This window comes from Thauera mechernichensis (assembly GCF_029588855.1).
GTDB lineage: Bacteria > Pseudomonadota > Gammaproteobacteria > Burkholderiales > Rhodocyclaceae > Thauera > Thauera mechernichensis.
Genome location: NZ_JARQZE010000021.1, coordinates 36,822 through 51,140 on the forward strand (window position 1 = coordinate 36,822; position 14,319 = coordinate 51,140).

Annotated in this window: 10 protein-coding genes and 2 riboswitches; of the genes, 5 read left to right on the top strand and 5 right to left on the bottom strand. The window is 65.4% G+C overall.

The features are described from left to right. The 4 genes from kdsB to P7F68_RS17990 all read left to right on the top strand — a co-directional run bounded on the left by kdsB (position 1) and on the right by P7F68_RS17990 (position 4,307). Positions 1-771, top strand: coding sequence for a 3-deoxy-manno-octulosonate cytidylyltransferase (gene kdsB / locus P7F68_RS17975; protein ID WP_037983289.1), 771 nt, complete (start codon positions 1-3; stop codon positions 769-771). A 90-nt stretch (positions 772-861) separates the two neighbouring features. Then, on the top strand, positions 862-1,515 hold the full coding sequence (gene adk / locus P7F68_RS17980; RefSeq protein WP_002927699.1) for an adenylate kinase: 654 nt from the start codon (positions 862-864) through the stop codon (positions 1,513-1,515). Positions 1,516-1,660: 145 nt separating this feature from the next. Further along, positions 1,661-2,917: a 6-phosphofructokinase gene (locus tag P7F68_RS17985; protein WP_277835199.1), complete on the top strand. Its 1,257-nt coding sequence runs from the start codon at positions 1,661-1,663 to the stop codon at positions 2,915-2,917. 52 nt (positions 2,918-2,969) lie between these two features. Beyond that, entirely contained in the window at positions 2,970-4,307 is a 1,338-nt protein-coding gene (locus tag P7F68_RS17990) for an SLC13 family permease (RefSeq protein ID WP_270068188.1), read from the top strand. A gap of 9 nt (positions 4,308-4,316) precedes the next feature. Here P7F68_RS17990 and P7F68_RS17995 read toward each other — a convergent pair whose 3' ends face one another. Beyond that, positions 4,317-6,929 (bottom strand): glycosyltransferase, encoded by a 2,613-nt coding sequence (locus tag P7F68_RS17995; protein ID WP_198291887.1) that lies wholly within the window; start codon positions 6,927-6,929, stop codon positions 4,317-4,319. Between the two features lie 265 nt (positions 6,930-7,194). Here P7F68_RS17995 and P7F68_RS18000 point away from each other — a divergent pair, with 265 nt between their 5' ends. Further along, complete coding sequence (locus P7F68_RS18000; RefSeq protein WP_277835203.1) at positions 7,195-7,581, top strand: hypothetical protein; 387 nt, start codon at positions 7,195-7,197, stop codon at positions 7,579-7,581. Here the strand turns inward: P7F68_RS18000 and P7F68_RS18005 are convergent. The 4 genes from P7F68_RS18005 to gcvT form a co-directional block, all read right to left on the bottom strand. Continuing rightward, positions 7,516-9,132, bottom strand: a complete 1,617-nt coding sequence (locus P7F68_RS18005) for a glycoside hydrolase family 17 protein (protein WP_277835205.1) — start codon at positions 9,130-9,132, stop codon at positions 7,516-7,518. The two genes, P7F68_RS18000 and P7F68_RS18005, sit on opposite strands and share 66 nt — an antisense overlap. Before the next feature lie 162 nt (positions 9,133-9,294). After that, the gene (gene gcvP, locus P7F68_RS18010) at positions 9,295-12,189 is read right to left on the bottom strand and encodes an aminomethyl-transferring glycine dehydrogenase (protein WP_277835207.1); all 2,895 of its coding nucleotides are present in this window, start codon (positions 12,187-12,189) and stop codon (positions 9,295-9,297) included. A gap of 2 nt (positions 12,190-12,191) precedes the next feature. Further along, on the bottom strand, positions 12,192-12,578 hold the full coding sequence (gene gcvH / locus P7F68_RS18015; RefSeq protein WP_270068185.1) for a glycine cleavage system protein GcvH: 387 nt from the start codon (positions 12,576-12,578) through the stop codon (positions 12,192-12,194). 98 nt (positions 12,579-12,676) lie between these two features. Continuing rightward, positions 12,677-13,768 carry a glycine cleavage system aminomethyltransferase GcvT gene (gene gcvT / locus P7F68_RS18020; protein WP_002945364.1) on the bottom strand — a complete coding sequence of 364 codons (1,092 nt, stop codon included), beginning with the start codon at positions 13,766-13,768 and terminating at the stop codon, positions 12,677-12,679. A gap of 55 nt (positions 13,769-13,823) precedes the next feature. After that, positions 13,824-13,957, bottom strand: a riboswitch (glycine riboswitch). Next, positions 13,958-14,046: riboswitch (glycine riboswitch) on the bottom strand. Positions 14,047-14,319 lie beyond the last annotated feature (273 nt).

Here is a 14,319-nt window from a genome sequence, read left to right on the forward strand (position 1 = left end):
ATGACAGCGTTTCGGATCGTGGTTCCGGCGCGTTATGCGTCGACACGACTGCCGGCCAAGCCTTTGGCCGACATCTGTGGAAAGCCGATGATCGTGCGTGTGCTCGAGCGTGTGCGCGCAGCGGGGGCTGCCGAGGTTCTGGTGGCGACCGATCACGACGGCGTTCGCGATGCCGTGAGTGCGGCGGGCGGTGTCGTGGTGATGACCCGTTCAGATCATCCGAGTGGTACCGATCGTCTCGCCGAGGTGGCTGAGCTGTGCGCGTGGGCCGACGAGGACATCATCGTCAATGTTCAGGGCGACGAGCCCTTGATCGACACTGCAGTCGTTGCTGCCGTTGCCGAAGCGCTCGCCCGGGATGCTGAATGCGCGATTGCGACGGCTGCCCACCCGCTCGCAGATGCGGCCGAGGTTTTCAATCCCAACGTGGTCAAGGTTGTCTGTGATGCCGCAGGGCGAGCGCTGTACTTCTCGCGCGCGCCGATCCCGTGGGCGCGCGATGCCTGGGCGGAGGCGCGCACCGGGTTGCCGGCCGGGCTGCCCATGCTGCGCCACGTTGGCCTCTATGCCTATCGCGTCGGCTTTCTGCGCCGTTATGCCAGCCTCGCGCCGTCTCCGCTCGAGCACTGGGAGGCGCTGGAACAGTTGCGGGCGCTCTGGCATGGCTACCGTATCGGTGTGCTCGAACTCGACCATGCGCCTGCAGCAGGGGTGGACACCATGGAGGACCTCGAGCGCGTACGGGCAATTTATGCCAGTGGCGCTGTTTGACCGCCGCGACCTGCGTCGGTTAAGTTTCGGCCTGTTCATCAATCAATAATCAATCGGCCTCGTCCAGGGCCGTCAATTTCGGGAGGGTGTATGCGACTGATTCTTTTGGGGCCGCCGGGTGCCGGCAAGGGGACGCAAGCCAACTTCATCAAGGAGAAGTTCGGCATTCCGCAGATCTCCACCGGTGACATGCTGCGCGCAGCGGTCAAGGCGGGCACGCCGCTCGGCATCGAGGCCAAGAAGGTGATGGATGCCGGCGGCCTGGTTTCCGACGACATCATCATCGGCCTGGTGAAGGATCGCCTTTTGCAGGATGACTGCAAGGCCGGCTATATGTTCGACGGCTTCCCGCGCACCATCCCGCAGGCAGATGCAATGAAGGACGCCGGTGTGCCGATCGACTTCGTGCTCGAGATCGACGTGCCCGACAGCGAGATCGTCGAACGCATGAGCGGGCGCCGCGCCCACCTCGCCTCGGGTCGCACCTACCATGTCAAATACAACCCGCCCAAGGTCGAAGGCAAGGATGACGTGACCGGCGAGGATCTGGTGCAGCGCGACGATGACAAGGAAGAGACGGTGAAGAAGCGTCTCGATGTCTACCATGCGCAGACCAAGCCGCTCGTCGAGTACTACGGCAAGTGGGCCGCCTCCGGCGACGCCAATGCTCCCAAGGTGCGCAAGATCTCGGGTCTCGGCCCGGTCGAGGAGATTACCGCGAACGCTTTCGCAGCGCTCAAGTAATCTTCTCTGGATCGTGGGCGGGCCGGTGTGTGTACTGGCCAGCTCTCTCGCGCGGCCGCGCCGGATTCGGTGGCGGCCGCGTTTGTTTTGATGCTGCGGCGAGATGGTTGCTTCGGCAACGGATTTCGTCGGGAGGTCTGGCGCGATGACGCATTCGAACCTGCTCTATGCGCATTCGGGCGGCGTGACCGCCGTCATCAACGCGACCGCGGCGGCGGTGATCGAGACCGCGCGCAGCTACGCACCACGCATCGGAAAGGTGCTGGCAGCGCATCGCGGTATTGGTGGCGTGCTCGCCGAGGATCTGATCGATACGGATGCGCTCGACGAGACCGCGCTCGAGCGCCTGGCTCGTACGCCGGGCGGTGCTTTCGGCTCATGTCGGTTCGACCTGCCGCGGGACGATGGCGGAGCAGTGATGGATCGCCTGTTCGCAGTGTTCGACGCCCACCGCATCGGCTACCTGCTCTACAACGGCGGAAACGGTTCGATGGACGCGGTGGCGCGCCTGCATGACGAAGCGTTGCGCCGTGGCCATCCTCTGCAGTGTGTCGGCGTTCCGAAGACGGTGGACAACGATATCGTCGGCACCGACTGCTGCCCGGGCTTCGGCTCTGCCGCCAAGTACCTCGCAACCTCGATGCTGGAAGCCGGGCTCGACATTGCGTCGATGGTCGGACGCAAGGGTAGCGTCTTCGTACTCGAGGTGATGGGGCGCAACACGGGCTGGCTGGCCGCGGCTACCGCGCTTGCCGCTGACGGCGATCCCGAGCGCGCGCCACATGTGGTGCTGCTGCCGGAGGTGGGGTTCGATGAGGCGCGCTTCCTGCAACGTGTGCGCGAGACGACCGAGCGGCTCGGCTATTGCACGGTGACGGTGTCAGAGGGCATCCGCCGCGCTGACGGCAGTCTGCTCATGGAGAAGTCGCGCGACCCGCGTGGTTACGTCCAACTCGGCGGCGCAGGGTCGGCAATCGCACGCCTGCTCCATGAGCAACTCGGTTACAAGCATCATTGGGCGATCCCGGACTACCTGCAGCGTGCGAGCGGGCACTGGCTGTCGGCGACCGATCGCGAGCAGGCTATGGCAGTCGGTCGGGCGGCGGTCGAGTATGCGCTTGCTGGCGGCGGTGGCCAGATGTCTGCCATCCGCCGCCTTCAGGATGCCCCTTACCGCTGGGATGTGGTCGCGGTGGACACGCGTCCGATCGCCAATCTCGAGCGTGCCCTGCCGTCTGCCTTCCTGAGCGCAGACGGACTCCACGTCACCCAGGCTGCTTGCGACTACATACGTCCGCTGATCGAGGGTGAGTTCACCCAGCCGGTGCGTGGCGGCTTGCCGGATTACCGGGCCTTCGAGCTACCCAGGCTGGCGCGTCTGCTGCCAGCCTGGGCTGGCTGAGCGCTTGGCTGCTCGGCGCTGTTTCCCCAATCACTGTCCATAGGGTATCCACTTGTCTCGATCGATCAATCTGCTCATCGCTGGCCTGTTGTTCGTCGGTCTCAACACGTGGCTCGGTTCGGGACTCGGCGCCGCCGGCGCCGGGCTGGCCCTCGTGGCGACGATTGCCTGGTTGTGGATGAGCGAAGCGCTGCATGTCAGCGTCACCGCGCTGCTGGTGCCGCTGCTGGCTGCGGCGAGCGGTGTGCTTGCCTTCGACGAGGCCTTGTTGCAGTTCGCTGATCCGGTGATCTTCCTTTTTCTGGGCGGTTTCGCGCTTGCTGCGGGCCTGCAGCGCCAGGGACTGGATCGATGGATGGCGGGGCAGGTGATGCGGCGTGCCGGGGCGCACTTCGGTCGCGCCGTGCGCTGGATGTTCTGGCTCACTGCCTTCATGTCGATGTGGATCAGCAACACGGCCACGGCCGCGATGATGCTGCCGCTGGCGCTCGGATTGCTGTCGCCCCTGCCGGTCGAGCAGTACCGGCGCACCTGGATGTACGTGCTTCTTGGCGTCGCCTTCTCGGCCAACATCGGTGGCATCGGCACGCTGGTAGGTAGCCCGCCCAATGCGATCGCGGCCTCGAACGTGGGCCTGAGCTTCGCCGGCTGGCTCGCCTGGGGGTTGCCGCTGGTGCTCGTGCTGATGCCACTGATGGAGTTTGCGCTGCGTCGCACGCTGAAGCCCAGGCTCGACATCGTGCTGACTTCGCCGCCGCCGCCCGCAGCGTGGACCGGGCCGCAGAAGGCGATGCTTGGGGTGTTTGGGCTGACCGTCGCACTGTGGGTGTTTGGTGCGCCGCTGGGTGCAATGTTTGGTCTGGTACGCGGTTACGATGCGGCGGTCGCGATCCTCGCGCTTGTCCTTCTGCATGGGCTTGGGCTGGCCAGTTGGCGGGATGTCGAGCGCAGTACCGAGTGGGGCGTGCTGCTGCTGTTCGGGGGCGGGTTGACGCTGAGCAAGGCGCTGGCCGAGAGCGGCGCCGCCGCCTGGCTTGCCGCCCAACTCGGCGGTCCCCTGCAAAGCATGCCGGTGCTGCTTTGCCTGGGGCTGATGATCCTCTTCGCGCTCATCATCACCGAGGTCACCAGCAACACCGCCAGTGCGGCGCTGCTCATTCCGCTGTTCCTTGGACTGGCGCCTCAGGTCGAAAGCGTGCCGCTTGCCGTGCTGGTGGCGGTGGGCACGTCCTGCGCCTTCCTGCTGCCAGTGGCGACACCGCCCAACGCCATCGTGTTCGGTAGCGGCCACGTACCGCAGAAGGTGATGATCAAGGGCGGGCTGGGCGTGACACTGATCGTCTATCCCGCCTTGATTGTCGCTGCGGCGATCGGCTTGGTCCTTTACTGAGCGAAGCGCTCAGGCCTGCGGCTGGAGCACCGTCGCCGCCGCAGCGGGCTTGCGCTCCGGCATGTAGGCGGCAACCTGGCAGAGCACTGCGGCAACGTAGGGAATGCACTGCAGGCATAGGATGCCGACCCACAGTTGAGTCTCCAGGTTGTCTGCGCCGCGCTGCGCGACGAGGGTTGCCGCGCCGAGGAGCAGGGCCACGAGCATGCCGATCTCCTCGCGGATCGGATTGAAGAAGGCCAGTGCGCCGCCGCCGCGCCAGCCTTTGGGGGTGACGACGAACACGCCTTTCTTCTTGACCAGGCCGGCGAACACGCCGCGCGCGATCGCGTGCGCGAGGCCTACCGACAGGATCGAGGCACCGAGGATGTCCTTCCACGGGCAATCCATGGTGCGCCGGTAGAGGATGGGGCCGAGCGCCGCCTTGAAGGCCATGAAGCCGAGGATGGGCAGCGCGAGTGCGATCACCGGCAGGCCGAAGGCCTTCGGGAACAGCAGGATGCCCAGCGTCCACAGCAGGCTGCCGAACGCGAACACGAGTTGCAGGGCGTCGCCCAGCCACGCGAACCAGCCCGTGAGGAAGTGGTAGCGCTGAGCGAGGTTGAGGTTGCTGCGGCCGATCATCTGCGGCAGGTGGGCCTTGAGAATCTGCATTGCGCCGAAGGCCCAGCGGAAGCGCTGGCTCTTGATCGCTGCGAAGCCCGAGGGTGTCAGGCCACGGCCGAGGATATGGTCGACATAACGGGTGTCGTAGCCCTTCTCGATCAGGCGCAGACCGAGTTCGGTGTCCTCGCAGATGCACCATTCGGACCATCCGCCGACCTCTTCGAGCGCCAGGCGGCGCACCAGGGTCATGGTGCCGTGCTGGATCAGCGCGTTGCGCTCGTTGCGGTGGTGCATGCCGATGCGGAAGAAGCCGTCGAACTCCCAGTTGCACATGCGCTTGAAGGGTTGGGTCTCCCAGTCGCGGTGGGCCTGAGGTGCTTGTACGACGGCGACGTCGGGTTGGTCGAAGTGGGGGATCAGGCAGGCCAGCCAATCGGGCTCGACCACGTAGTCCGCGTCGACCACGCCCACCACCTCGGCGCGCGGATCGGTGACCTTGAGGCCGTAGTTCAGGGCGCCAGCCTTGAAGCCGGGCCAATTGGCAAGGTGGAAGAAGCGGAAGCGTGGGCCAAGTTCGGCGCAGCGGCGCTCGAGCGGCTTCCACAGCGCCTCGTCGCGGGTGTTGTTGTCGAGCACGAGGACTTCGAAGTTCTCGTAGTTCATCTTCGCCAGACTATCGATGGTGGCGATCACCATCTCCGGCGGCTCGTTGTAGCAGGCGAGGTGGATCGATACGAAGGGTTGCTGGTCGGGGGCGTGCGGCGGCAGCGGCATGAAGCGGCGCTGCCATTTCTTCTTGAACAGCACCTCGCCGAACTCGAAGCCGTGCGACAGCAGCACCGCTGCTGTCATGCAGGTCGCGCCGATGAGCAGCACCAGGCCGATGAGGTCGCGCTGGGTGAGGTAATAGTCCACCGGGACGTTGATGCCGATGATCAGCGTGGACACGCAGGCCTGGATCAGCGCAGCGAGGAAGAGGCGGCCGAACACGCTCCAGCCGGGCAGGAAGAAGGCTGCCAGCATCATCGGGATGAACGCCAGTGCAGCGGCGTTGCTTGCCTTTTGCGACCAGTAGGGATCCCGCTCGACGAGGCCCTCGAGCGCATACTTGAGCTCGCGATCGGCATTGAACATGCCCCAGTAAGGACCCGCCCAGCCTTCGACATCGACCTTCCAGGGTTGGTCGATGGCCTCCATCAGGAAGTAGTCGATGCGTGGGGTGCGCGGGTGGGCGAGAAATTCGCGCACGAAGCGAGCCTGGTTGTCGAGCGAGGGGACCGAGGCGCCGATGGTAGGGCCGCGACTCGGCCAGCCGACCTCGCCGACGACGATCTTCTTGCGTGGGTGCGCCTTGGCGACTTCATCGTAGCGTTGGAAGGCATACTCGACCGCCTCCTCGACCGGCAGGCCTTCGTGATAAGGCAGCAAGTGCACGGTGATGTAGTCGACATGCTTGGCGAGCTCGGGGTAACGCAGCCACACGTGCCAGGGCTCGGCCGTGGATACCGGCTTGCGGATTGCCTTGCGTACCTGGTCGAGGTAGGTGATGAGCTCATCGACGCGCAAATCGCCGCGCAGGATGGCTTCGTTGCCGACCATCACGCGCTCGATGTGGCGCATGCTGCGGGCGGCGTCGATGAGGCCGTCGATCTCGCGAGCGTTCTTGTCCTTGTCGCCATCGAGCCAGGCACCGGCCGTGACCATCATGTCGCGCTCACCCGCCAGCGCCAGCAGGTCGGGCAGGTCATACACGCCGTAGGTGCGCAGGCCGTCCGACATGCGCCCGAGGAGGTCGAGGTCGGAGGCGACCTCCTGGCGGGCAGGGTAGCTGCCGCGGAGCGGGCTTTGGTCACGCTGGAAGCCGTTGTAGGCGAAGCCCTTGATACTCTGGTTGGTGCCGATGAACTCGACCCCACGGTTGAACTGCTGCCAGATCCAGTACTGAGCGAAGGCGACCATGGCGGCGATCGCGATGGCGACGGCCAGGCGGACTGCGAACGAAGCGGCGTGTTTCATATTCTTGTCAGGAGCCTTGCTGTGATCGTGCTGCGTGGTGGCCTTGCCCTCGTCTGCGTCGCGTGGTCGCGCCACGTGCAAATGTCGCTTGTGCCGTTGCTGTGACACAATCGCGAACATCGGGCGCGTCCCTCCGGACGATGAGCCGGGCGCATTTTATGCGCCATTTCAGTCCCTTACGAGCGACGCACGATGCGAATTTGCAACAGCAGGTTTGTGCCGCGCTGCGGCCATGATTTTTAAGGATAAGCCCGGATTGAAGCCATTGGATTTCGACAAACATGCACTTCGGCAGGTCTTGCTCGTGGCCTGTGCAGTTGCCGGGGCAGCGCTCTGGCTGCGACACGGCGTGTTGGAGGCGGGGCTGTTGCCGCGCGACTGCACCAGTGGCGGTGAGCCGCTGTTGTGCCTGCTCAAGGACGCGCTGGTACAGGGCTTCATGCACCAGCGCGTCGGTTGGTTGAGCCTGGCGGCGGGGGGCGCGGCCTTCGTGCTGGGGTGCCGTCGTCTTGCCTGGCTGGGATGGGTCAGTGGCCTGTTGGGACTGGTGTTCTACAGTTATGATCCGGCTGCTGTTGGCACCCTGCTATCCCTGTTGGTGCTCGTGGCTGCGCAGCGCCAGCACCGGCACGGCGAGCGCAAGGCCGCATGACAGCCAGGCGATGGCCTGCGGGTTTGCGGGCTCGCTCAGCCAGCGTGCAATTACGCCAATAACGATGACGGCGGCGCAGGTGCGCTCTGCGATGGTGATGCGGCTGCGCCACCAGCCGATCACGCCGAATACCAGAGCGGGCGCAAGATAGAGCCAGGTGGGGAAGTCGCGATAGCGAGGATCCACCCACAGCAGCAGCGCTGCAACTGCCGCGGCGAACAGGAACAGGCCGCGCAGCAAGCCGACCGACGGCGCCTTGGAGCGCATGCGCTCGGCCCGCCACAAGCTGCGGGCGGCGCTCGCGGTATCGGGTATCGGCTCACCATGCCAGCGCGCCAGTACCAGCGGCAGCAGGCCTGCAAGTGCAGCCATGCCACCGAGCACACTCCATTCGAGCGCGTCGCGGTAGGCGAGATGAGCGTGCTCCCAGTGCAGTACCGAGATCACGCCGCCGACTGCGCCGCAGGCCGTCAGAGCGCTGACGCGAAGGCAGCGGGTCCTGCGTCCGGTGGCTGCGAGCAGGCAGGCGATCAGGCCTCCGAGCAGGGCGCCGCCGATGGGGCCGAACAGGCTTTCGCGCTCGGCGACAGCGCCCGCAAGTGCGAACTTGGGGTGCAGGCTGCCCGCTTCGAGCAGCCCCCAATGGCCGCCGACCGTGCCTTCCAGACGGCGTTTCCAGGGTTGGTCGATGGCCTCGATGATGTTGTAGTCCCACCCCTCCTGCTGCGCCTGGTGCACGAACTCGCGGATATAGCGCGCCTGATTGACCAGGGATGGGCGGGATTGCTCTCTTTGGCGTCCCGCACTCGGCCAACCGGTCTCCCCGATCAGCACTGGCTTGGTGCCGAAATGGATGCCGACCTGGCGGCGAATGTCGGCCACGTGAGTGAGGGCGTGGTCGATATCGACCGGCTCATCCTCCCAGAACGGAAGAATGTGTACGGTGACGAAATCGACCTCCGCCGCGAGTTCATCGTGGCGAGTCCAGAATTCCCAGACGTCGGCGTACGTGACCGGTACCTGCGTGCGAGCCTTCGCGTCGCGGATCAAGGCCTGCATCTCGGCTGGTGTGCGCTCACGGCGCAGCAATACTTCGTTACCGACAATCAGCGCTCGCACGACGTCCGCATTGTCGTTTGCGAGCGTGATCGCGCGCTCGAGTTCCGCTGCGTTCGCGCTCACGTCGTAGCCGATCCAGGCGCCCAGCAGCACCTGCAGACCGAGTGGGCGGGCGAGTTCGGGTACGTGCTCGAGGCCTTGGCTGACCGAGTAGAGGCGCACGCAGCGGGTGATCTCTGCGAGGGCGGCAAGATCGGCTGCGATCTGCTCGCGCTCGATGCGGGTGTCGGGGTCGAGCGGAGTCTGTCCGGGACGGTGGTAGGGGGCGTAGGAGACACACTTGAGCTTCTCGCCAGCCCCGAGGTGCAGGTCGTGCATGGAAACCGGGCGCATCTGCGCGAGCAGGCCGGCAAACAACAGGATGAGCAGGGCGATGCTGGCGGCCAGCAGGGCCGACCAGAGCAGGTTACGGTGCGTGAGTGGGGTGAGCATGAGTCGGGTGAGTGAGCGAGTGGGGGCTTCTTTTTTGGCTTCATGATAGGCCACTTGCGCACCCGAGTTCGAGGCGGCGGACTCGCAGGGCAAAAAAAAGCCACGCTCGTGGGCGTGGCTTTGCTGCAGTCGAGTGCCTGGGGCATGGCCCCAGGATCGGGCTCAGTCCGCGTAGTCGCTCATCGGCACGCAGGCGCAGAACAGGTTGCGGTCGCCATAGACGTCATCGATGCGGTTGACGCTCGGCCAGAACTTGTTCTCCGCGACCCAGGCCAAGGGGAACACCGCCTGTTCGCGCGAGTACGGGCGGGTCCACTCGCCGATGAAGTCGGCCTGGGTGTGCGGGGCGTTCCTCAGCGGGTTGTCCTCGGCCGGCCAGACGCCGGCCTCGACCTGGCGGATCTCGTCGCGGATCGCGATCATCGCGGCTGCGAAGCGCTCGAGTTCATCGAGGCCTTCGGACTCGGTAGGCTCGACCATGATCGTGCCCGGCACCGGGAAGGACATGGTCGGCGCGTGGAAGCCGTAGTCCATCAGGCGCTTGGCGATGTCGACCTCGGAGATGCCGGTCGCGGCCTTGATCGGCCGGATGTCGAGGATGCATTCATGCGCGACGCGGCCCTGGCTGCCGGTGTAGAGCACCGGGTAGTGGTCCTTGAGGCGCTCGGCGAGGTAGTTGGCGTTGAGGATCGCTACCTCGGTCGCGCGCTTGAGGCCCTCTCCGCCCATCATCGTGATGTACATCCACGAGATCGGCAGGATGCTGGCGGAGCCGAAAGGCGCGGCCGAGACTGCGCCCTGGCCCAGGTTGGGACGGTCAGCGCCGCCCGTGGGCTGCACCACGTGGTCGGCCATGAAGGGCGCGAGGTGTGCGGCGAGGCCGATCGGCCCCATGCCCGGACCGCCGCCGCCGTGCGGGATGCAGAACGTCTTGTGCAGGTTCATGTGCGACACGTCGGCACCGATCGTTGCCGGGGAGGTAAGGCCGACCTGGGCGTTGAGGTTGGCGCCGTCCATGTACACCTGGCCACCATGGGCATGGACGATGGCGCAGATCTCGCGGATCGATTCCTCGAACACGCCGTGCGTGGACGGGTAGGTGATCATCAGCGCCGCCAACTGGGCAGCGTGCTTTTCGGCCTTGGCCTCGAGGTCGGCGACGTCCACGTTGCCGTTGTCGTCGCATTCGACCACCACCACCTGCATGCCGCACATCTGCGCGGTGGCCGGGTTGGTGCCGTGGGCAGACTTGGGAATCAGGCACACGTTGCGATGCGCCTCGCCGCGGCTGGCGTGATAGCGCGCGATCGCCACCAAGCCGGCGTACTCGCCCTGCGCGCCCGAGTTGGGCTGCATGCAGATCGCCGGGAAGCCGGTGACGGCACGCAGGTAGTCGGCCAAGCCCTCGATCATCTCGAGGTAGCCGGTAGCCTGTTCGCGGGGTGCGAACGGGTGCAGGTTGGCGAATGCCGGCCAGGTCACCGGGATCATCTCGCTGGTGGCGTTGAGCTTCATCGTGCACGAGCCGAGCGAGATCATCGAGTGATCGAGCGCAAGGTCGCGGTTCTGCAGCTTCTTGAGGTAGCGCAGCATCTCGTGCTCGGTGTGGTGCGTGTTGAATACCGGATGCGCCAGGATGGGGTCGGTGCGCAGCACCTCGGCGGGCAGGTTGCCGCCGCTCTGGGCGAGACGGGCGTCGAGCGCCGCGAGGTCGGCGTGGAGGCCGAAGCACTCGAGCACGCGGACGAGGTCGTCGAGGGTGGTTGTTTCATCCACGGCCAGCCCGAGGGTCGTGCCCGAAGCGACATGCAGGTTGTAGCCGGCATTTGCGGCTGCAGCGGCGATGGCCGGCGCGCGTGCGCCTGCATCGACCTGGATGGTGTCGAAGAAGGTGTCGGCATTGACCGTGAAGCCGCCCTCGCGCAGCGCTGCGGCGAGCAGTGCCGTCAGGCGATGGATGCGTGCTGCGATCGTGCGCAGGCCTTGCGGACCGTGATACACGGCATAGAAACCCGCCATGTTGGCGAGCAGGACCTGCGAGGTGCAGATGTTGGAGTTGGCCTTCTCGCGCCGGATGTGCTGCTCGCGCGTCTGCAGCGTCATGCGCAGCGCGGTCTTGCCGCGGGCGTCCTTCGAGACACCGATGATGCGGCCAGGCATCGAGCGCACGAAGGCTTCGCGGGTGGCGAAGAAGGCCGCGTGCGGGCCGCCGAAACCCATCGGTACGCCGAAGCGCTGCGCCGAGCCGAGTGCGATGTCTGCGCCCATTGCCCCCGGGCTCTTGAGCAGGACCAGCGCCATGAGGTCGCTGGCCACCGCGACGATTGTGCCCTTCGCCTTGAGTGCGGCGATCGGGGCCGACAGGTCGATCACCTCGCCGCGTGCGTTGGGGTACTGCAACAGGGCGCCAAAGGCGTCGTGTGCAGCGGCTTCTTGCGCCTTGCCGAACACCAGCTCGTAACCGAAGTAGTGCGCACGTGTGCGCACCACGTCGATGGTCTGCGGGAAGCAGGCTTCGTCGATGAAGAAGACGTTCGACTTGGACTTCGACACCCGGCGCGCCATGGTCATTGCTTCCGCGGCAGCTGTGGCCTCGTCGAGCAGGGACGCATTGGCAAGCTCCAGCCCGGTGAGATCGATCACCATCTGCTGGTAGTTGAGCAGTGCCTCCAGGCGGCCCTGGGCGATCTCGGCCTGGTAGGGTGTGTACGCGGTGTACCAGCCCGGGTTTTCCATCACGTTGCGCAGGATCACGGCCGGCGTGTGGGTGCCGTAGTAGCCCTGACCGATCAGGGACTTCCTGACCACGTTGTTGGCAGCGATGGTCTGGAGCCTGGCGAGCGCTTCATGCTCGGGGACTGCGGGCGCCAGCGGGAGCGCCTGCGCCAGGCGGATGCCGGCGGGGACGGTCTGCGCGATCAGCGCGTCGATGTCACGCACGCCGATCGTCGCGCACATGCGGGCGATCTGCTCGGTATCGGGGCCGATGTGGCGACCGATGAAGGCGTTGCGCTGCTCCAGTGCAGCGAGCGGGGCGGAAAGCAGGGTGTCGGTCATGGTCAGGCCTGGGCGATTTCCGCTTCGTAGCCGGCAGCATCCATCAGGGCGCCGACGTCGTCCGGGTTTGCGGGCTTGAGCTTGAACAGCCAGGCGCCGTAGGCGTCGGCGTTGACGCTCTCGGGGGCGTCGGCCACATCCTGGTTGTTGGCGATGACTTCGCCTGCCACGGGGGCGTAGATGTCGGAGGCGGCCTTGACCGACTCGATCACGGCACATGCTTCGCCTGCGCTCAGATTGCGGCCAGCTTCAGGCAGCTCGAGGAAGACCACGTCGCCGAGCGCCTCCTGGGCATGGTCGGTGACGCCGATGGTCAGCGTGCCATCGGCCTCGACACGGATCCATTCGTGGGACTTGGTGTACTTCAGTTCTGCGGGAACCTTGCTCATTCTCTTCTCCAGGTGTTGGGGGCGGTCATGCGACGACGCCCGGTCGGGTTGATTCTTCAGGCAGGTAAGGCTGGGGGCCACGTCGGCCTGACGCGGCGTCAGACAAGGATCTGTCCGTTGCGCACGAAGGGCAGCTTGACGGTGCGAGCTTTGAGGCGCTTGCCGCGCACTTCGACTTCGACCTCTTCGCCGGCTGCGGTTGCGAGCGGCATGCGAGCGAAGGCGACCGATTTCTCTAGCGTAGGCGAGAAGCTGCCGCTGGTGGTCTCGCCCTCGCCGGCAGCGGAGAAGACCTTCATGTGCGAGCGCAGCACACCCTTGTCCTCCAGTACAAGGCCGAGCAGTCGCTGGGTGCCGGGGTTTGCATCGAGTGCCGCGCGGCCGACGAAGTCGCGCTCCGGGTCCTTGAGGTCCACCGTCCATGACAGGCCGGCGTTCAGCGGTGATACGCCGTCGTCCATATCCTGGCCGTAGAGGTTCATGCCCGCCTCCAGGCGCAAGGTGTCGCGCGCGCCAAGGCCGCAGGGCTTGACCCCGGCCGCGAGCAGGGCATTCCACATTGCCTCGACGCGGCTCGCGGGGACGGCGATCTCCAGCCCGTCCTCGCCGGTGTAGCCGGTGCGGGCAATGAGCAGGTCGCCCGCCCTCACCCCGCTGAAGGGTGATGGTATGCCTCGCGAGGTTGATAGCTCGGGCAAGGCCGCTTGTGCGCGCTCGATCGCACGCGGCCCCTGAACTGCAATCATCGCCAGGTCACGACGCGCCTGCAGTGTGACATTGGCGGCAATGGTCGCGATGCGCTTGCGCATCCATGCAACGTCCTTGTCCGCCGTGCCGGCGTTCACGACGATGCGGTAGTCGGCATCGCTGAACCGATAGACGATCAGGTCGTCTATCACGCCGCCTTGCTCGTTGAGCATGCAGCTGTACAAGGCCTTGCCAGCATCCTTGAGCTTGCTCACATCGTTGGCGAGGAGGTTGCGGAGAAAGGGCGTGGCGTCCGGACCTGCGAGATCCAGGGCGAGCATGTGAGACACGTCGAACATACCGGCGTCGCGGCGAACGGCGTGATGTTCTTCTATCTGGGAGCCATAGTTGACCGGCATGTCCCAGCCGGCAAAATCGACCATACGTGCACCGGATGCGATATGGGCGGCGTGCAGTGGGGTCTGCTTGGCAGGTGTGTTCATTAGAGTGGGCTCCGCGTGGTGAACGAAAAAAGGGCGAACGCGGCCGTCTGCCAGGTTCGCCCCATCTGTCCCTTGTACCTGAGAGATTTCGTCCTGCGCGTATACATATATGTAAGTACGCGTCAGGGCGGGTGCCCCTTCGGTGGATACGCCTGCCGCGCCTGCGGCCGTATCGCTCTCCAGACTTGTGATTCGCACGCGGTCCGTTGTGCCTGAGCGGTTCCGGGGGGTTGCGCCTTCGGCGACTCCATACGGGAGTTCTCTCCCGCGTGACGCGCGGACGATAACATTGCTGGCCGCAGAACGGCAACCGCGCCTTTGCAGGGTCTCGCCGCCTCGATGTACATGGATGGGTGCGAGCCCGGGTCGCGGCGGCATGTGCTAGCCATATCAAGCAAGGAAAGGTGGCGATCAGGTGCTTTGCTCATGCATCCATTTAAAACCTTGATCGTTATTTTTCTTGACGGTCTGGATTGGGTGTCTATAATGCGCACCTCTTCAGCGCTGCAGCGGTTTCTTCGGAAGTGCAGGCGGCGGTGGAGTTGGGAAGT

Bases quoted from the DNA above. Each gene is read 5' to 3' on its own strand.
- kdsB (WP_037983289.1), top strand. From the start codon at position 1: ATGACAGCGTTTCGGATCGTGGTTCCGGCGCGTTATGCGTCGACACGA.
- adk (WP_002927699.1), top strand. From the start codon at position 862: ATGCGACTGATTCTTTTGGGGCCGCCGGGTGCCGGCAAGGGGACGCAA.
- P7F68_RS17985 (WP_277835199.1), top strand. From the start codon at position 1,661: ATGACGCATTCGAACCTGCTCTATGCGCATTCGGGCGGCGTGACCGCC.
- P7F68_RS17995 (WP_198291887.1), bottom strand. From the start codon at position 6,929: ATGAAACACGCCGCTTCGTTCGCAGTCCGCCTGGCCGTCGCCATCGCG.
- P7F68_RS18005 (WP_277835205.1), bottom strand. From the start codon at position 9,132: ATGCTCACCCCACTCACGCACCGTAACCTGCTCTGGTCGGCCCTGCTG.
- gcvP (WP_277835207.1), bottom strand. From the start codon at position 12,189: ATGACCGACACCCTGCTTTCCGCCCCGCTCGCTGCACTGGAGCAGCGC.
- gcvH (WP_270068185.1), bottom strand. From the start codon at position 12,578: ATGAGCAAGGTTCCCGCAGAACTGAAGTACACCAAGTCCCACGAATGG.
- gcvT (WP_002945364.1), bottom strand. From the start codon at position 13,768: ATGAACACACCTGCCAAGCAGACCCCACTGCACGCCGCCCATATCGCA.